Annotated in this window: 15 protein-coding genes; 7 read left to right on the forward strand and 8 right to left on the reverse strand. The window is 71.9% G+C overall.

All coding sequences use genetic code 11. The annotated features are described in order from the left end of the window. The first annotated feature begins 105 nt into the window (after positions 1-105). The 3 genes from ilvD (at position 106) to QM779_RS12360 (ending at position 3,310) form a co-directional block, all read left to right on the forward strand. Entirely contained in the window at positions 106-1,989 is a 1,884-nt protein-coding gene (gene ilvD / locus QM779_RS12350; protein WP_428535620.1) for a dihydroxy-acid dehydratase, read from the forward strand. 79 nt (positions 1,990-2,068) lie between these two features. After that, a complete protein-coding gene (locus QM779_RS12355) occupies positions 2,069-2,686 on the forward strand; it encodes an HAD-IA family hydrolase (protein ID WP_428535622.1) in 618 nt (205 codons plus the stop codon). Positions 2,687-2,764: 78 nt separating this feature from the next. Then, on the forward strand, positions 2,765-3,310 hold the full coding sequence (locus tag QM779_RS12360) for a YcxB family protein (protein WP_428535624.1): 546 nt from the start codon (positions 2,765-2,767) through the stop codon (positions 3,308-3,310). 859 nt (positions 3,311-4,169) lie between these two features. Here QM779_RS12360 and QM779_RS12365 read toward each other — a convergent pair. Continuing rightward, a complete protein-coding gene (locus QM779_RS12365; protein WP_428535626.1) occupies positions 4,170-4,742 on the reverse strand; it encodes an NADPH-dependent F420 reductase in 573 nt (190 codons plus the stop codon). Positions 4,743-4,833: 91 nt separating this feature from the next. Beyond that, positions 4,834-6,012, reverse strand: coding sequence for a PLP-dependent aminotransferase family protein (locus QM779_RS12370; protein WP_428535628.1), 1,179 nt, complete (start codon positions 6,010-6,012; stop codon positions 4,834-4,836). Positions 6,013-6,087: 75 nt separating this feature from the next. Here QM779_RS12370 and QM779_RS12375 point away from each other — a divergent pair, with 75 nt between their 5' ends. Further along, positions 6,088-7,197, forward strand: coding sequence for a YcxB family protein (locus QM779_RS12375; RefSeq protein WP_428535630.1), 1,110 nt, complete (start codon positions 6,088-6,090; stop codon positions 7,195-7,197). Here the strand turns inward: QM779_RS12375 and pdxH are convergent. The 4 genes from pdxH to QM779_RS12395 form a co-directional block, all read right to left on the reverse strand. Beyond that, a complete protein-coding gene (pdxH, locus tag QM779_RS12380; RefSeq protein WP_428535632.1) occupies positions 7,175-7,807 on the reverse strand; it encodes a pyridoxamine 5'-phosphate oxidase in 633 nt (210 codons plus the stop codon). The genes QM779_RS12375 and pdxH overlap by 23 nt on opposite strands. A 29-nt stretch (positions 7,808-7,836) precedes the next feature. Next, a complete protein-coding gene (locus tag QM779_RS12385; RefSeq protein ID WP_428535634.1) occupies positions 7,837-8,715 on the reverse strand; it encodes a transglutaminase-like domain-containing protein in 879 nt (292 codons plus the stop codon). Positions 8,716-8,817: 102 nt separating this feature from the next. Further along, positions 8,818-9,630, reverse strand: a complete 813-nt coding sequence (locus tag QM779_RS12390; protein WP_428535636.1) for an SDR family NAD(P)-dependent oxidoreductase — start codon at positions 9,628-9,630, stop codon at positions 8,818-8,820. A gap of 32 nt (positions 9,631-9,662) precedes the next feature. Then, on the reverse strand, positions 9,663-11,318 hold the full coding sequence (locus QM779_RS12395) for an FAD-dependent oxidoreductase (protein WP_428535638.1): 1,656 nt from the start codon (positions 11,316-11,318) through the stop codon (positions 9,663-9,665). Between the two features lie 55 nt (positions 11,319-11,373). Here QM779_RS12395 and QM779_RS12400 point away from each other — a divergent pair, with 55 nt between their 5' ends. After that, on the forward strand, positions 11,374-11,946 hold the full coding sequence (locus tag QM779_RS12400) for a TetR/AcrR family transcriptional regulator (protein ID WP_428535640.1): 573 nt from the start codon (positions 11,374-11,376) through the stop codon (positions 11,944-11,946). A 210-nt stretch (positions 11,947-12,156) separates the two neighbouring features. Here the strand turns inward: QM779_RS12400 and folP are convergent, their stop codons facing one another. After that, positions 12,157-13,077, reverse strand: a complete 921-nt coding sequence (folP, locus tag QM779_RS12405; protein WP_428535642.1) for a dihydropteroate synthase — start codon at positions 13,075-13,077, stop codon at positions 12,157-12,159. Between the two features lie 165 nt (positions 13,078-13,242). On the opposite strand from folP, the gene QM779_RS12410 reads away from it, so the two are divergent. Together QM779_RS12410 and QM779_RS12415 are read left to right on the forward strand one after the other, a co-directional pair. After that, positions 13,243-13,623 carry a DUF5684 domain-containing protein gene (locus QM779_RS12410; protein ID WP_428535644.1) on the forward strand — a complete coding sequence of 127 codons (381 nt, stop codon included), beginning with the start codon at positions 13,243-13,245 and terminating at the stop codon, positions 13,621-13,623. A gap of 94 nt (positions 13,624-13,717) precedes the next feature. After that, positions 13,718-15,145 carry a DUF2252 domain-containing protein gene (locus tag QM779_RS12415; protein WP_428535646.1) on the forward strand — a complete coding sequence of 476 codons (1,428 nt, stop codon included), beginning with the start codon at positions 13,718-13,720 and terminating at the stop codon, positions 15,143-15,145. Positions 15,146-15,258: 113 nt separating this feature from the next. On the opposite strand, the gene QM779_RS12420 is transcribed toward QM779_RS12415, so the two are convergent. Further along, positions 15,259-18,645 (reverse strand): pyruvate carboxylase, encoded by a 3,387-nt coding sequence (locus QM779_RS12420; RefSeq protein ID WP_428535648.1) that lies wholly within the window; start codon positions 18,643-18,645, stop codon positions 15,259-15,261. Positions 18,646-18,719 lie beyond the last annotated feature (74 nt).

Raw genomic sequence — 18,719 nt, forward strand, 5'->3', positions numbered from 1 at the left:
CCGACGCCCCGCGGTCCCGCACGTCCGCACCCCGGGCGAGACCCTGCACCGGGGAATAGCGCGCGGACTACGCTGGTTGGGTTGTAGACGAATCGAGGTCCTCCCATGCCCGCACTGCGTTCCCGCACCGTGACCCACGGCCGCAACATGGCCGGCGCCCGCGCCCTCTGGCGCGCGACCGGCATGGTCGAATCCGACTTCGGCAAGCCGATCGTCGCGATCGCCAACTCGTTCACGCAGTTCGTACCCGGCCACGTCCACCTGCGCAACATGGGTGCGCTCGTCGCGGAGGCCGTGGCGGAGGCCGGCGGTGTCGGCCGCGAGTTCAATACGATCGCGGTCGACGACGGCATCGCGATGGGCCACGGCGGCATGCTCTACTCGCTGCCCAGCCGCGAGCTGATCGCCGACTCGGTGGAGTACATGGTGAACGCGCACTGCGCGGACGCCCTGGTCTGCATCTCCAACTGCGACAAGATCACCCCCGGCATGCTGCTGGCCGCCCTGCGGCTGAACATCCCGACGGTGTTCGTCAGCGGCGGCCCGATGGAGGCCGGTACCGCGCACATCGAGGACGGGGTCGCGCAGCCGCGTCTCGACCTGATCGACGCGATGTACAAGGCGGTCGACGAGAAGGTCTCCGACGCGCAGCTGCTGTCGATCGAGCAGAACGCCTGCCCGACCTGCGGGTCGTGTTCGGGCATGTTCACGGCGAACTCGATGAACTGCCTCACCGAGGCGCTGGGCCTGTCGCTGCCGGGCAACGGCTCGACGCTGGCAACCGCGTCCGCCCGCAAGGGGCTGTTCGAGGAGGCCGGGCGGCTGGCCGTCCGGCTGGCGAACCGCTACTACGGCGAGGACGACGAGTCGGTGCTGCCGCGCTCGATCGCCACGAAGGGCGCCTTCTCCAACGCGATGCGGCTGGACGTGGCGATGGGCGGCTCGACGAACACGGTGCTGCACATCCTCGCCGCGGCGCACGAGGCGGGCGTCGACTTCACGATGGACGACATCGACGCGCTGTCGCGGGTGACGCCCTGCCTGTGCAAGGTGGCGCCGAACACGACGAACTACTACATGGAGGACGTGCACCGGGCCGGCGGCATGCCGGCGATCCTGGGCGAGCTCCGCCGCGGCGGCCTGCTGGACGAGACCGTGCACGCCGTCCACTCCGACTCCCTGGCCGAGTGGCTGGACGAGTGGGACATCCGCGGCGGCAAGGCGTCCGCGCAGGCGAGTGACCTGTGGTACGCCGCGCCGGGCGGCGTCCGCACGACGGAGGCGTTCAGCTCGACCAACCGGTGGGCGGAACTCGACACGGACGCGGAGGCCGGCTGCATCCGCTCGGTCGGGCACGCGTACACCGCCGACGGCGGCCTGGCGGTGCTGAAGGGCAACATCGCGGTCGACGGCGCGATCGTGAAGACCGCCGGCGTCCCCGAGGCGCAGTGGACGTTCCGCGGCACCGCGATCGTCACCGAGAGCCAGGAGGAGGCCGTCGAGGCGATCCTGGGCAAGCGCGTCCAGCCCGGCGACGTGGTGGTGGTCCGCTACGAGGGGCCCAAGGGCGGGCCGGGCATGCAGGAGATGCTGTACCCGACCTCGTACCTGAAGGGACTGGGGCTCGGGCCGCAGTGCGCGCTGATCACGGACGGACGGTTCTCCGGCGGCTCGTCGGGCCTGTGCATCGGTCACATCTCGCCCGAGGCGGCGGCCGGCGGCGCGATCGGCCTGATCGAGGACGGCGACCTGATCGAGATCTCCATCCCCGACCGTTCGCTGACGCTGCTGGTCGATGAGGGGACCCTCGCCGAGCGGCGCGCCCGGCAGGACGAGGTCGGCTGGCAGCCGCGCAACCGCGACCGCTGGGTGTCGAAGGCCCTCCAGGCCTACGCCGCGATGGCCCTGAGCGCTGACAAGGGCGCAGCCCGGGCGGTCGAGCAGATCACGCAGCCGGTGGCGCGTCCCGTCCCGGATCCGGTCGGCTGAGCGCGCCCCGGATCCCGCGTCCGGACCAGGGACGGTCCCTCACTCGGTCCACCCGGGCCGGCGTGATAAGGATGGAAGCGTGAACTCCCCGGTCAGGCGACCCGTCCGCGCCCTGCTGCTCGACGCCGACGGCGTCACGCAGTACCCGCGCGCCGGGTGGCTGGACGAGATGACGCGGCTCGGAGGACCCCGGTTCATCGAGGCGGCGTTCCGGCTCGAGAAGGGGACGCTGACCGGCAAGGCGGACCTCAAGGAGCTCCTCACCACGCTGCTGGAGAGCGAGGGGAGGGACGCGACCGCGGACGACATCGTCGAGGTGTGGTGCCGGATCGACGTGGACGAGTTCATGATGCGGCTGGTCGATCGCGTCCGCGCGGCCGGGGTGATCACGGCGCTGGCCACCAACCAGCAGAGCTACCGGGGCGGCTGGATGCAGGCGAACCTGCCGTACGCCGACCACTTCGACCACCAGTTCCCGTCCTTCGAGGTGGGACTGGCCAAGCCCGATCCGGCCTACTACACCTACATCGTCGACGCCCTGGGCATCGCGCCGGACGAGGCGGTGTTCGTCGACGACATGGAGGTCAACGTCCGTGGCGCGCAGCGCGCCGGATTGCGCGCCGTCCAGTTCGCGGGCACCGACACCTACGGCCACCTGCGTTGCCGGTTGAAGGAGCTCGGCGTCCCCGGCCTGTAAGGCCTGCGGTCGGTTGCGTGGGTGCGTTGTCCTCGACGGGTTCGGATCGCGGGTTCGGCGGCCGGTAGCCTCAGGTCCGTGCTCGAGTACACGCTGACCCCGTCCGACCTGGCGGCGTTCACGGCCTGGCGGGCGGGCCAGCCCGGCACGGACCACTCACGACGACGCCGGTACCGGATGGCAGCGGCCTGGGTCGCGGGGACGGCGGCGTACCTCGTCGTGTTCGCGATCTCGACGCTGCCGCTGCTGCTGAACCTGCAACTCCCGCTCGCCGGACTGACCGAACTGCTCGACATCGCGGTGGGCGTCGCGGTCGGCTGGTGGGAGTGGCGGGGCGGCCGGCTGGCCGACTGGCTGCTGCACCGCCGAGCGCTCAGCCGGGCCTGGGTCGCGCTGGAGCGCACCGGCGCGGCGCGCCGGGCCTGGCTCGACGAGGACGGACTGAACATCGCGTCCGGAGAACGGGTGGTGCACGTCGACTGGGCGTCCATCGAGCGAGTGGTCGAGACTGACGACCACGTGTTCGTCCTCACCGGACCGGACGCCGCCCACGTCATCCCGCGGCGAGCCGGCGTCGACGAGTTGGTGGCCGCCCTCCGCGCACATCTCACGCCGGGGCGCTGACGTCGAGATCCCGGGTCAAGCCCGGGATGACAGCGAACCCAGCCACCATCGATCGCGCGCCGGCACTCGCGCACCGTCCACCTTGAAGTGGACGGAAGTGCGGCGTAGTCGCCCGATTCCGTCCACCTTGAGGCCTGACGCGGCACCGTCCACTCTGTGGTGGACGGTTGTGCGGCGTAGTCGCCCGTTATCGTCCACCTTGAAGTGGACGGACGGCCTCCACCACCACTGTCATCCCGGCGAAAGCCGGGATCTCTGCGTCCACGGTGTCGGCACCTGAACCGGAGATCCCGGGTCAAGCCCGGGATGACAGCGAAGCCAGCCAACTCGACCGTGCGCCGGCACTCGCGCACCGTCCACCTTGTCGTGGACGGAAGTGCGGCATAGTCGCCCGTTTCCGTCCACCTTGAGGGCTGATGCGGCACCGTCCACTCTGTGGTGGACGGTTGCGCGGCGTAGTCGCCCGCTTTCGTCCACCCTGAGGGCCGACGCGGCACCGTCCCCTTTGTGGTGGACGGTTGTGCGGCGTAGTCGCCCGCTTCCGTCCACCTTGAAGTGGACGGACGGCGTCCACCACCACTGTCATCCCGGCGAAAGCCGGGATCTCCGCGTCCACGGTGTCGGCACCTGAACCGGAGATCCCGGGTCAAGCCCGGGATGACAGCGAAGCCAGCCACCTCGACCGTGCGACGGCACTCGCGCACCGTCCACCTTGAAGTGGACGGAAGTGCGGCGTAGTCGCCCGTTTCCGTCCACCTTGAGGGCTGGCGCGGCACCGTCCACTCTGTGGTGGACGGTTGCGCGGCGTAGTCGCCCGCTTTCGTCCACGACAAGGTGGACGGAAGCGGCGGCGCGGCGATCAGACCAGCGCGAAGCCGCCGGTCCAGGCGACCTTCTCGGAGACGGCGAGGGTGAGCTGGAGGAAGCCGAGGGCCTCGAGTTCGTGCGCGCGGGCGAGCGAGCCGGCGTCGACGGCCTTCACGCCGCCGGCGACGACGGCGTCCACCAGCACCTTCTTGGCGGCGTCGTCGTCGCCGGCGACGAGGACGGTGGTGGGGACGCCACCGACCTGGCCGGTCGCCAGCGTGGCAGCGAAGGACGTGTTGAAGGCCTTCAGGACCTTCGCCGACGGCAGCGTCTTCTGCAGCTCGGCGGCGGCGGAGCTGCCCTCGGGAACCACCAGCGAGTCGAAGGTCGCGAAGTTCAGGGGGTTGGTGATGTCGACGAGCACCTTGCCGTCGAACTGGCTCCCGTACGCCTCGACGATGCCGGCCAGCGCCGGGTAGGGCACGGCGAGGACGACGACGTCGCCCAGCGGCGCGGTGCCGACTTGGTCGTGCGTGACGTAGCTGACGTCGCTGCCGCCGTCGGCCAGGATGCCGCCGATGGCCTTGCCCATGTTGCCGGTTCCGATGATCGTGAAGGTGGCCATTGCCGTTCTCCCGTGAAGTAGTTTCGCTTTCAACTACAACTGTAGACCCGGGTAGTTCAATCCGCAACTACTTTCGGTCGCCGGCTCCCGCTCACCCCGCCCAGCCCAGCGATGCCGCCAACCGGTCGAGCCCCTCGCTGATCACCTCGGGCGAGTTGGTCACGTACGACAACCGCATCGTCGACCGGTCCGGATCGGACGCGAAGAACGGCCACCCCGGCACGTACGCGACTCCTGCGCCGACGGCGGCCGGCAGGTGCACGGCGGTGTCCACGCTGCCGCCCAGCCGCACCCAGAGAAACATGCCGCCCTCCGGACGGGTCACGTCGGCGCCGTCCGGCAGCCTCGCGGCGAGCCCGTCCGCCATCGCGTCCCTGCGCTCGCGGTACACCGCGACCACCCGCGCGATGTGCGCGTCCAGATCACACGTGGCGAGGTAGTGCGCGACGGCCAACTGGTCGGTGACCGCGCTCTGGAGCCCGACGGCCTGCTTGGCGACCTCGAGCGAGCGCAGGATCGGCCCCTCGGCGCGCAGCCAGCCGATCCGCACCCCCGGCGCCATGATCTTGGACGCGGAGTTCAGCAGCACCGTCTGCTCCGCCATGCCCGGCAGGCTCGCCAGCGGCGGGGCGGCCTCCCCCTCGAAGCGCAGCTCGCCGTACGGGTCGTCCTCGAGCAGCGGGACGCCCGTCCGCACCAGCACCTCGGCGACCTCGCGGCGCCGATCGGCGGGCATTGAGCGCCCGGTCGGGTTCTGGAAGGTGGGGATCAGGTAGGCGAACTTGGGACGGTGGGCGGCGATCGCGGCCTCCAGCGCGTCGGGCAGGACGCCGTGTTCGTCGGTGGGGACGGCCACGAGCCGCGCCCCGGCGAGCGCGAGCGCCTGGACTGCGGCCAGGTAGGTGGGCTGCTCGACCAGCACCACGTCACCCGGGTCGAGCAGCACCTGCCCGACGAGGAAGATCCCCTCCTGCGAACCGCTGGTCACCTGCAGCTGGTCGGGCGTCGTCGGCAGCCGGCGCGACACCCGCGCGGCGAGTTGTTCGAGCAGTTCGGGCTCGCCGTGCGTCGTCGCGTACTGCAGCGCCCGGCGTCCGGAGTGGGCGAGGACGTGGTCGAAGGCCGCCCGGAAGTCGTCCACCTCGAACAGCGACCCGTCCGGGATCCCGCCGGCGAAGGAGATGACGTCCCCGCGCCCCACGACCGAGAGGATGTCGCGGACGGGGGAACTCGTCACGCCCGCGAAGCGGGAGGCCAGCTGGAAAGTCATCCCCGGATCGTCCCACTCCGGGCCGATCCACCGGTTCCGCGTCCGAGCCCCGGCCGGGGACGCTAGCCTGCGGCCGTGCTGACCTACACCGTGACCCCGGACGACAGGGCGGCGTTCCAGCTCTGGGGACTCGAGCACTTCGGCCAACTGGCCGCACAGGAGCGCCGGCTCATCCGGCGGGCCGGAATCGCCTTCGGGATCGGCCTGCTGCTCCCCACCGTGATGGTGCTGGCGGCCGGGCGGGGTGACTGGCACGCCACCCTCGTCGCCGCAGCGATCGGGACGGGCGCATGGTTCCTGGTGCGACCTTTCACGGCGCGGCTCACCCATCGCTGGCTGCTCACGCGCGCACGCCGGCGGATCCGGTCCCGGCTGTCCCGGAACCGCGCACAGCCCACGCCCCTCACGCTGACGGTCGACGCCGACGGGTTCACCCTCGCCCAGAACGGAGCCAGCGATCGCGTGGCGTGGTCCGCGCTGCAGGTGGTGGACGAGACCGCCCAGTACGTCTACCTCACCCGCAGCGACCTGCGGACGACCATCGTCCCGCGTCGCGCCGACCCGGGACGGGTGGCCGAGCTGGCTGCGCTGGCCCGCGACCGTATCGACGAGCGAAAGTCCGGACGGCTCGCAGCGCCCGGGACGCAGCCGGCGCAGCCCCGCGCCTTCGGGGCGGAACCCGCCGCGGCCGCGCGTTGGGTGCCGCCGACCGGAGTGGTGCCGCTGAGCGCGTTCAGCACGTCGCTCCCTGCCCCTGCCGTCGCGACATCCGAGCCCCCCGGCGTGCCGGCGCTGTCCTACGTCGCGACCATCGATGACGTGCGGGCTGCGCTCCTCGGCGACCCCCGGAGCCGCGACCCCCTGCTTCGCCAACTCAGCAAGTACACCGACCTCTCCGCCACCGTCGACGCGCTCGCCCGGCGGCAGCTCGCGGCGAGGGGGCAAGTGCGGCAGATCTGGGTCGACGGCGACGGCATCACCGTCGCGGATGCCGCCGTGACCCGCCGGGTCCCCTGGCACCAGGTGGGCCTGATCGACACCGACGACCACGGGCTCCTGGTCCTCCCGTCAGCCACGTTCGCCGTTCCGCGGCGGCTCGGGCACCCGGCCGCGTCGCTGCTGGGTTTCGTCCGTTCCCACGCGCGGGGCGACGCGCCGGCGACTAGGGCGCCAGGCGCTCCCTGACCCAGACGCCGCCGTCGAGCCGGAACCGGACGCGGTCGTGCAGGCGGGACTTCCGTCCCTGCCAGAACTCCCACGTGTCGGGGACGAGGCGGTAGCCGCCCCAGTACGGCGGGCGCGGCGGGTTCAGGCCATAGGTGGCCGACGCCTTCGCCGCGTTGGCGAGCAGGACGGCGCGGTTGGGGATCACCTCGCTCTGCGGGGACGCCCACGCGCCGATCCGCGAGTCCAGCGGGCGGACGGCGAAATAGGCATCCGACTCCTCGTCCGTCGTGTGCTCGACGCGTCCCTCGACACGGACCACGCGCTCGAGCTCCGGCCAGTGGAACTGGACCGCCGCGAACGGGTGGGCCTCCAGCTCGCGGCCCTTCCTGCTGCGGTAGTTCGTGTAGAGCACCAGCCCGCGCTCGTCGGCCGACTTCAGCAGCACCACCCGCGTGGACGGGCGTCCGTCCTCGCCCACCGTGGCCAGCGTCATCGCGCTGGGCTCGGGCACCTTCGCCGCCACCGCGTCGCCGAGCCAGCGCTGGAACAGCGCCAGCGGGGCGCTGCCCGCGTCCGCCTCGTCCAGCTCGCCGCGCTCGTAGCTCTTCCGCATGCCCTTCAGGTCCACGCGGACAGCCTAGGCCGCGGCTCCGACACTCAGCCGGGCGACGGCCGGACCAGCGACTCGCTCACCGGCGGGTAGCCGTACGGCGATGTCCGGGTGACCGTCGGGCCCGGCCGCAGCGCCGCCTCGGACGCGTAACGCTCGGCCAGCTCCGCCTCCGCCGCGGCGTCGCCGGCGTCGGCGCGCACCAGCAGCGTGGCGAGTTCATCCACCACCTCCGGGTCGAGCGGGCCCGCCCACATGTCCCACAGCAGCAGCTCGTCCCCGTAGCGGTGGGCGAGCTGGAACACCACGTACTCGCCGACGAACTCCGGGCCGCACAGCTCGGGGAGCGACGGCTCCACCCCGTAGGTGGCGGCATCGAGGCGGCCTGCCCTGTGCCCCAGCCAGACCTCGGCCGCCGTCTCGAACGGAGCGCCCTCCCCGCGGGGCATGTCGCGGACGTCGAAGGCGAAGCCGGGTTGCGTGAGTTCGGGGTCCGTGCGAACCCACCACTCCCCGTCCCAGTACTCGACCACGACGTGGTCGTGGTGGAACGGCGGCGCGAAGTAGCCGGCGAAACCGACCACGTTGCGCGCCGGGACCCCTCGCGCCCGCAGCGCGCCGACGAGCAGGAGCGAGTGGTCGCGGCAGCACCCGGCGACCCGGGACGTGGGTTCGCGCGGCACGGTGAGCGGCTCCGGGTGCCGGTCCTGGTCGAGCGCGAGGATGCGCTCCAGCCAGCGGCTGTCGATCTCGCCCTGGCGCTCCGGAGGCAGGTCCGGGAACTCCGCCCGGTAGTGGACGATCGTGTTCCGGGACGCCGCGCACAGCGACTCCACGTCGTCAGCGACGTCGAGCAGCAGGCCCGCGTACCGGCCCGGGTCGGAGTAGGGCGACTGCCGCCGCCACCGGTCGAGGTCATCAGCCATGGGACGAGCCTGCCTGACTCCCGGCCGGACCAACAGCGTCCAGCGGGTTTCGGTGCACCGTTTCGAACCGAACACGGTCAGAAACGGTGCACCGTGACGCCGTCAGCGCTGCAGCAGGCCGGCCATCCGGTCGGCGATCTGGGTCATCGCGCGCTCGGGGACGAGCCGGGTGAACCAGTCCATGACCTGCGCGTCGCGTCCGACCAGCACCCGGTAGGAGCCCTTCTCCATCCCCTTGATGATGATCTCGGCCGCGTCCTTCGGCGGCAGCACCTTCTGGTTCGCCGCGTTCTCGTTCGCGCCGGCCACCGCGGGCGCCCGCACCCCGCTGTTCTCGGTGATGCTGGTCGCGACCGCCCCGGGGAACACCACCGTCACCCGCACCGGGCCCCCACGCAACTCGGCGTGCAGGCCTTCGGTGAGCAGCTTCACCGCCGCCTTGGACGCCCCGTAGATCGTCTGGCCCGGGACGGGGATGAACGCGCCCATGCTGGACACGTTCACCAGCGCGGCGGCCGGACGCTTCAACAGGTAGGGCAGGAACGCCTGCACCATATTCACCACGCCCCAGAAGTTCACGGTCAGCACCCGTTCGATCTCCGCCTGGTCCAGCTCGGCGAACGGCACGAACTTCTGGATGATGCCGGCCACGTTGAGCACCCCGTCGATCTGGCCGTGGGCCTCGACCACCGCGGCCGGCAGCGCCTTCACCGCCTCGGCGTCGGTGACGTTCACCACATGCGTGGTGAGCCGGTCCGCGTCGCGTCCGGCCCGCTCGACCGTGCCCGCGAGCCGTTCGGCGCTCAGGTCGACGGCCGCCACCCGTGCCCCGCGCGCCAGGAGCCCGAGGACCACCTCGCGTCCCATGCCGTTGCCGCCGCCGGTGACGACGAACACCTTTCCTGCGATCTCCATCGCTTCTTCCTACTCGTAGTTCCTTGTAGTACTCAGAGCTTGCCGGCCGCGTGCAATCCGGCGAGGTGGCCGAACACCGACGCCGGCCCGAGGGTCGAGCCGGGGCCGGGGTACGTGCGTCCCATCACGGACGCGGAGTTGTTGCCCGCCGCGTAGAGGCCATCGATCACCGAGCCGTCCTCGCGCAGCACGCGGGCGTTCTCGTCGGTGACCAGGCCGCCCTTCGTCCCGAGGTCACCCGGCACGACCCGGACGGCCTCGAACGGGCCCTTCTCCAGCGGGCCGAGGTTCGGGTTCGGCCGCACCAGCGGGTCGCCGTAGTAGCGGTCGTAGGCGGAGTTGCCCCGGGCGAAGTCCGCGTCGATGCCGGAGCGGGCGAAGCCGTTGAACCGCTCGACCGTCGCGGCCAGGCGGGCCGGGTCCACCCCGATCCGCAGCGCGAGGTCGGCCAGCGTCGGCGCCTTGACCATGATCCCGGCCTCGGCCATCGCCTTGTTCGCCCGCGGGTCGAGCGCGTACGAGCGCAGGTAGCGGCGGGCGTGCCGCGCGTCCGAGACCATCCAGTAGGAGCCGGGGACGCTCTTCGAGTGCTCGAGCATGTGGTGGCCGAGGTCGACGTAGGACTCGGACTCGTTCGCGAACCGTTCGCCGGCCCCGTCCACGATGATCGTGAACGGCATCGACCGCTCACTGACGAGGAAGGCCGCGGACCCCTCCGGCGTGACCGGCGGGATCGACCCGCCCCACCAGGCGTCGTCCATCAGGTCGACAGCCGCGCCGATCTCACGGGCGACCTCGATCGCCGTGCCGACGTTGCCGCGGGATCCGGACGAGTCCGCCCCGTCCACGCCCTGGTAGCGCTCGCGCCACTCGGCGTTGTGGTCGAAGCCGCCGCCGGCGAGCATCACGCCGCGCTCGGCGCGGATCGCCGTGGTCTGTCCGTCCTTGGTGGTGCGGACGCCGGTCACGCGTCCCTCGCTGACCACGAGTTCGGTCACAGGGGACGACAGCCGGACCTGCACGCCGAGGCGCAGGGCGACCTCCATCAGCGCCGCGGTCACGGCAGAGCCCATCCCGACGGCCTTCTTGCCGCGCAGCGCGGTGCCGAGCGTCCGGAAGACGACCCGCGCGCCGCGGGTGAAGCCGCCCGGCGTCGACCACGCCCTCGACAGCAGCCAGAAGTCGTCGGTCTTCACCGGGGCCGGGACGCCGGAGCCGTTGCCGCGCGAGGTCTGCCACCAGTCGCCGATCCGGCGGACGTCGAACGGCTCGACCTCGATCGCACGGCCGATCTTCCCGCCCGGGAGCTCCGGGTAGTAGTCCGGGTAGTCGGTCGAGCGCGCGAACTGGACGCCGTGGCGCTCGGCGAGTTCGACGAAGCCGCCGATCCCGTCCACGAACGCCTCCTTGCGCTTGCGCGAGGTGGCCGGGCCCGCATCGCCCACGGTCTCCTCGAGGTAGGCCAGGGCCTCCTCGCGGGAGTCGGCCACGCCGTCGCGCTTCATGAGCGGGTTGTTGGGCAGCCACAGGCCGCCGCCCGACATCGAACTGCTGCCGCCCCACCGGTCGGTGCTCTCGAGCATCAGCACCTTGAGCCCGGCGTCGGCCGCCGTGACGGCCGTGGCGAGCGCAGCCACGCCGGTTCCGGCGACGATCAGGTCGACGGCTTCGTCCCACTGGTCGGTCATGTCATCTCCGTATCCTCACAACCGGACATCCGTGTCCGGTTCTAGACTCTCCAGCATGCCCGCCCACGCAACCCCGCACAACAGGGGACCCGCCGCTGCGGCGGAGAATCGGGCCGCGATCCTCGCCGCGGCGCGCCGGCTGTTCGCCGAGCAGGGCTACCACGTGCCACTCAACGCGATCGCGAAGGCCGCCGGCGTGGGCCAGGGGGTGCTCTACCGGCACTTCCCGGACCGCGGAGCGCTGGCGGGGGCGGTCTTCAAGGACAACTTCGTCGAGCTCGAGCAGCTCGCGGCCGCCACGCCGGGGCCGGACTGCTTCGGGGTGCTGTGGCGGCGCATCGTCGCCTACTCGGTCGCGTCCAGCGCCTTCGTGGAGATGGTCATCGACGCCCGCACGCAGCTCCCGTCCGACGTGAGCGAGGAGCGCCTGATCGCGCTGGTCGCCGAGCCGCTCGCCCGCGCGCAGGCCGCCGGCCTCGCCGACCCCGCGTGGACGCCCGGCGACATCCTGCTGGTCGAGCACATGCTCCACGGGGTCGTGATCGCCCAGCTCGACCCCGCCGACACGATGGACGCCGTCCGCCGCGCCCTCGCCCTGATCGATCCACGCCTGGCCGACCTGGACTGACCGGCGCGAAACCGGGGACGGTTCTCCTTACGCGCCACCACGCCCGGCCACCGGCGTCTGGCGCGAAACAAGAACCGTCCCCGAATACGCGCCACCGTGCTCGTGGGCGTCGGAATTGCGCACTCGATCCCGAAAACCTGGCCACGCGAGGGGTGGAGTCGCATCGAGTGGGCAAATCCGAGCACCTCCCCCAGCGACCCCCGTCTGCGGTCAGCGCACCGGCTCGCCGCGGACCGAGAGCACGGGCGGACGGTCGCCGCGGATCGAGGCCACCATGTCGACCACCTGCCGGGTCGCCGAGACGTCGTGGGCGCGGAACACCACCGTCCCCAGCCAGCCGGCGACCGCGGTGGCGCCCAGCGTCCCGAACAGCCGCTCGTCGACCGGCAGGTCGAGCGTCTCCCCGACGAAGTCCTTGCGCGACAACGCCTGCAGCACCGGGTAGCCCAGCGCAGCCACCGCCCCGGTCGCCCGCAGGACGCGCAGCGAGTGGCGGGTGGTCTTGCCGAAGTCGAGGGTGGGGTCGACCAGCACCCGCTCCGCCGGGACGCCCGCCGCCACCGCCCGGGCCGCCCCCGCGGCGAGCGTGGCGACGACGTCACGGACGACGTCGTCGGGGTCCGGGCCGTAGCTGATGTCGACCGGGTCGGTGCGCGGCGGCAGACCGCCGGTGTGGGAGACCACGTAGCCGGCGCCGAGCTCCGCGGCCACGTGGACGAGTTCCGGGTCCGCGCCGGCCCAGGTGTCGTTGACGAGGTCGACCCCGGCCTCCGCGCAGGCGGACGCGACCTCCGCGCGCCACGTGTCGAGGCTGATCACCAGGTCGGGGTGCCGCTCGCGGACGGCCAGCAGGAACGGCCGGACCCGGTCGACCTCCGCCGCCGCGCTGACCACCTCGCCCTCCTGGCCCGCCCGCACCCCGCCGACGTCGACGATGTCGGCACCCTCGGCCACCAGCCGGTCGACCGCGTCCAGCCCGGGCCCGAGGTCGGTGAACCGGGCCGCGGCGTAGAACGAGTCCGGCGTCCGGTTCACGATCCCCATCACGGCGGGCGCGGACGCGTCGAACCGGCGTCCGCGCAGCACGAGCGGCGGGGTGGGGACGGGAGGGCTCGGCCAGGTTTCGCTCACGCCCCCACTCTGCCGCGTCCGCGTTCACCGTCCAGTCCCTGCGACAGAGTGTCCCGAAAGCACGGGTGACGACCCCCGCGAGACACGTCGCCGTGAACCCGGACCGTCCCCGTCCCCACGATCTCCCGCCACTACGCTGGCGCCACCCGAACCCAGGAGGACCCTGTGCGCCCCGACTCCGACTCCGCAGCCCAGGCGCTGCTCTCGCTGCCCGTCATCCTCGTCTCGATCGTGATCGGGCTGATCACCCTGATCGCGCTGTGGAAGCTGTTCACCAAGGCCGGCGAGCACGGCTGGGCGGCCATCATCCCGTTCTACGACGTCTACGTGCAGTTCCGGGTCGCCGGCTTCAACCCGTGGCTGTTCCTGCTGCTGCTGGTCCCGCTGGTCAACGTCATCCTGCTGATCGTGGTCCAGTACCGGATCGGCATCGCCTTCGGGAAGAGCCCGCTCTGGTCGATCTTCCTGATGGTGATCCTGCCCACCATCGGGCTGCTCATCCTCGGCTTCGGCAGCGCCACGTACGACCGCTCCCGGATCGCCTGACGCGGACGCGTCCTGGCCTGCCGGCGCTCCAGCGTGACGGTGGGAGGTAGCGGCGGACCGGCTCCCGCGCGAGGATGGCACCCAGGAGGATGCGATGACGCAGAGGGTGCTCCCCACGAACGTGCCGGGGTTCGGCTCGGTCCGCCAGGCGCCGCCGAGCCGCGAGGATCGGTTCGCGCTGGGCCGCTCGTTGCGGGAGAAGGTGCCGTACGACCTCCTCGGTGAGTGGACGGCGACACCCGCCCGCTTCGACCCGATCGCCCTGATCGCGATGAGCCACGTGGGACGCGTCGCCGACCTCGTCGGCATCCGGGTCGCCCGGATGGCCACCACGCCGTACGGCTTCTACCGCGGGTCGGCGGTGGTGATGGCCGCGGACGTCGCGTCCCTGCCGTCGACCGGCATCCACCCGGTGATCTGCGGGGACGCGCACCTGGGCAACTTCGGCTTCTACCGGTCGCCGGAGGGCGCGCAGGTGATCGACCTGAACGACTTCGACGAGGCGCACCCGGGCGCCTGGGAGTGGGACCTGCGCCGGCTCGTCGCCAGCGTGTGGGTGGCCGGACGCGAGAACGGTTACAGCGAGGACGCGTGCGCGGCGTCCGCCCACTCGTGCGTGGTCGAGTACGCCGCGGAGGTCGACAAGCTCGCGACGCTGCCGCTGCTCGCGCGCTCGTACAACCGGCTGGACGTGTCCCACCTCAAGGACTCCGTGCAGGAGCGGACGCTGAGGGAGGAGATCAAGCGGGCGGCGAAGACCGCGCGCCGCCGCACCAGCGACCGCGTCCTGCCCAAGCTCACCGAGGAGGTGGACGGGCACCGCCGGATCATCCCCGAGCCGCCGATCACCACCGCCGTCGAGAGCGAGGACGCGTCCGCGGTCGGCGCCGGGCTGGACGACTACCTCACCACGCTCGCCCCCCACTGGCGGCGGGTGGTGGCCGGCTACACGGTCGAGGACGTGGCGCACCGGGTGGTGGGCGTCGGCTCGGTGGGGCTGCGCGCGTACGTGGTGCTGCTCGTCGGCTCGAGCCCGGACGACGTGCTGTTCCTGCAGCTCAAGCAGGCGCGGCGCTCGGTGCTGGCGCGGTTCGTGCACGGCGAGGAGGCGTGGCACGCGCACCAGGGCCAGCGTGTCGTGGAGTACCAGCAGGCGCTGCAGACGGTGAGCGACCCGCTGCTGGGCTGGACGACGATCGAGGGGCGCGAGTACTACGTCCGGCAGTTCCGGAACATGAAGGGGACGGTGCCGCTGAACGCGATCCGCGAGGACGCGCTGAGCGACTACGCGGGCATCGTCGGACGGCTGCTGGCGAAAGGCCACGCGCGCACGTCCGGCGCGTCCATGATCTCGGGGTACCTCGGGGACGGGGACGCGGCGGGCGTGGCACTGGCCCGGTTCGCCCGCCTCTACGCCGACCAGACCGAGGCCGACTGGGCGACGCTCGTCACGGCCGCGAAGGCCGGCAAGCTCCCGATGGCCGACGACGCGTACATGGCGAGCGCGTTCCGTCCCGGCTGAGCGGCACGACAGGAACCGTCCCCAGCGTGCCGCGGCGTACACAGCCTCCTGTCATCCCGGGCTTGACCCGGGATCTCCGGCGTCCCGTGTCCGGAACCCCGGGACGGCGGCCGTCAGCCGATCTCGAGGAGGAGGTCGCCTCCCTCGACGGCCTGGGCGTGGCCGATCGCGACCCGCTTGACGGTGCCGGCGACCGGGGTGGTGATCGCCGCCTCCATCTTCATGGCCTCGATGGTGGCGACCTGCTGGCCGGCGGTGACCTCGTCGCCGACCTTCACGATCAGCGTCACCACACCGGCGAACGGCGCCGGCACCTGGCCGGGGTCGGACGTGTTCGCGCGCTCCGCGGTGGCCACGGTGGACGTGACCGACTCGTCGCGGACGGAGATCACCCGCATCTGGCCGTTCACCGTGCAGATCACCTGCCGCATGCCGCGGTCGTCCGCGTCGCCGATCGCCGAGATGCCCAGCAGCAGCGACTTGCCCCGCTCGATCTCGACCTCGACCTCCTGGCCCTGCCGCACGCCGTGCAGGAACTCGGTCGTCGGCATCACCGACAGCTCCGAGTACGCCTCGACCGCGTCCTCGTAGTCCCGCAGCGGCCCCGGGAACAGCAGCCGGTTCAACGTCCGCCGTGGCGTGGACGCCAGGTCGGCGGCGTCCGCCTCCGACAGCTCCGTCACCACCGGCTTCGTGGTCCTGCCCGCGAGCGCCTTCGTCCGGAACGGCTCCGGCCAGCCGCCGGGCGGGTCACCGAGGTCGCCGTTCAGGAAGCCGATCACCGAGTCGGGGATGTCGTACTTCTCCGGGTGCTGCTCGAAGTCGGACGGGTCGGCGCCGCGTCCGACCAGGGCCAGCGCCAGGTCGCCGACCACCTTGGACGACGGCGTCACCTTGACGATGTTGCCGAGGATCCGATTGGCCGCGGCGTACATGTCCTCGATCGCCTCGAACCGGTTCCCCAGCCCGAGCGCGATCGCCTGCTGGCGCAGGTTCGACAGCTGCCCGCCGGGGATCTCGTGGTGGTAGACGCGCCCGGTCGGCCCGGGCAGGCCCGACTCGAACGGCGCGTACAGCCGGCGCACGGCCTCCCAGTACGGCTCCAGCGCCTCGACCGCCTCCAGTGACAGCCCGGTGTCCCGCTCGGTGTCCTCCAGCGCGGCCACCAGCGCCGACATCGACACCTGCGACGTCGTGCCCGCCATGGACGCGGCCGCGACGTCCACCGCGTCCACCCCGGCGCCGATCGCGGAGAGCAGCGTGCCCAGCTGGCCGCCGGCCGTGTCGTGGGTGTGCAGGTGCACCGGCAGGTCGAAGTTCGACCGCAGCGCGGTGACCAGCTTCGCCGCCGCCGGTGCCCGCAGCAGGCCGGCCATGTCCTTGATCGCGAGGACGTGTGCGCCCGCGGCGACGAGCTGCTCGGCGAGCTTCAGGTAGTAGTCCAGCGTGTAGAGCTTCTCGCCCGGGCTGGTCATGTTGCCCGTGTAGCACAGCGCCGCCTCCGCGACCGCGTGGTCGGTCTCGAGCACCGCCTCGACGGCCGGACGGATCTGGTCGACGTTGTTCAGCGCGTCGAAGATGCGGAACACGTCCAGCCCCGACCGCGCCGCCTCGTGCACGAACGACCGCGTCACCGCCAGCGGATACGGCGTGTACCCGACCGTGTTGCGGCCGCGCAGCAGCATCTGCAGCGGGATGTTCGGCATCGCGGCGTGCAGCGCGTCCAGCCGGTCCCACGGATCCTCCTTGAGGAACCGCAGCGCCACGTCGTAGGTCGCGCCGCCCCACGCCTCCACGCTGAGCAGCTGCGGCAGCGTCCGGGCGATCACCGGGGCGACGTGCAGCAGGTCGCGGGTGCGGACGCGGGTCGCCAGCAGCGACTGGTGCGCGTCCCGGAAGGTCGTGTCGGTCACCGCGACCGGGGTCTGCGCGCGCAACTCGGCCGCCCACGCCGCCGGGCCCACCTCCAGCAGCCGCTGGCGCGAGCCGGACGGCGGCGGCGCCGCGGCCACGTCCCTGCCGAGGACCGGCAGCTTCTCCTGCGGACGCAGCGTCGTGCGCGCCTTCCCGTTCGGCTTGTTCACGCTGACCTCGGCGAGGTAGGTGAGCAGCTTCGTGCCCCGGTCGGCGGGGATGTGGTAGTGCAGGAGGTAGGGACGGGCGTCGATGAAGCTGGTGTTCGTGCGGCCGGCCAGGAAGTCGGGATCGGAGATCACCGCCTCGAGGAACGGGATGTTCGTCGACACGCCGCGGACGCGGAACTCGCTCAGCGCCCGGTAGGCGCGGCGCGCCGCCGAACGCAGGTCGGTGCCACGGCAGGTCAGCTTGACCAGCATCGAGTCGAAGTGGGCACCGACGGTCGCGCCGGCGAACACCACGCCGCCGTCGAGGCGGACGCCGGCGCCGCCGGGCGTCCGGTACACCGAGATGGTGCCGGTGTCGGGACGGAACCCGTTCTCCGGGTCCTCGGTCGTGATCCGGCACTGCAGCGCCGCGCCGCGGACGGTGATCGCGTCCTGGCTGAGGCCGAGATCGGCCAGCGTCTCCCCCGCGGCGATCCGGACCTGGGAGCTGACCAGGTCGACGTTGGTGACCTCCTCGGTCACGGTGTGCTCGACCTGAATGCGGGGGTTCATCTCGATGAACACGTAGCGTCCGTCCTCGCCGAGGAGGAACTCGACCGTGCCGGCGTTGACGTAGCCGATGTGCCGGGCGAACCGGACGGCGTCGTCGCAGATCCGCGCGCGCAGGTCCGGGTCGAGGTTCGGCGCGGGCGCGAGCTCGACCACCTTCTGGTGGCGCCGCTGCACCGAGCAGTCCCGCTCGTACAGGTGGATCACCTCGCCGGTCGCGTCGCCCAGCACCTGCACCTCGATGTGCCGCGGCTTCACCACGGCCTGCTCGAGGTACATCCGGGCGTCGCCGAACGCCGACTCCGCCTCGCGCATCGCCTCGGCGAGGGCTGCGGGGAGCTTCTCGGGGTCGTCGACGCGACGCATGCCGCGTCCGCCACCGCCGCTGACGGCCTTCACGAAGACGGGGAAGCCAACCTCTGCCGACGCGGCGACGAGGGTGTCGACGTCGTCGCTGGGCTCGGAGCCCTGCAGCGTGGGCAGCCCTGCCTCGCGGGCCGCGGCGATCGCGCGGGCCTTGTTGCCGGTCAGTTCGAGCACCTCGTGGGAGGGGCCGATGAACGTGATCCCGGCCTCCTCACACGCCTGTGCGAGGTCGGGGTTCTCCGAGAGGAAGCCGTAACCGGGGTAGATCGCGTCCACGCCGGCGTGCCGGGCGGCCTCGATCACGCCCGCCACATCGAGGTAGGCGCGGACGGGGTGGCCCTTCTCGCCGATCTCGTACGACTCGTCCGCCTTCAGCCGGTACTCGGCGTGACGGTCCTCGTAGGGGAACACCGCGACGGTGCCCACCCCCAGCTCGGTGGCGGCGCGGAAAGCCCTCACGGCGATCTCACCCCGGTTCGCGACCAGGATCTTGCGGAACATCGAGCCTCCCTGTCGTGTGGGCGTCCGCAAACTGTATTCCCCGTCAGGAGGCGAGCGACACGCGCCCGCGTCCA

The sequence above is a fragment of the Propionicimonas sp. genome (assembly GCF_049840635.1).
Classification (GTDB): domain Bacteria; phylum Actinomycetota; class Actinomycetes; order Propionibacteriales; family Propionibacteriaceae; genus Propionicimonas.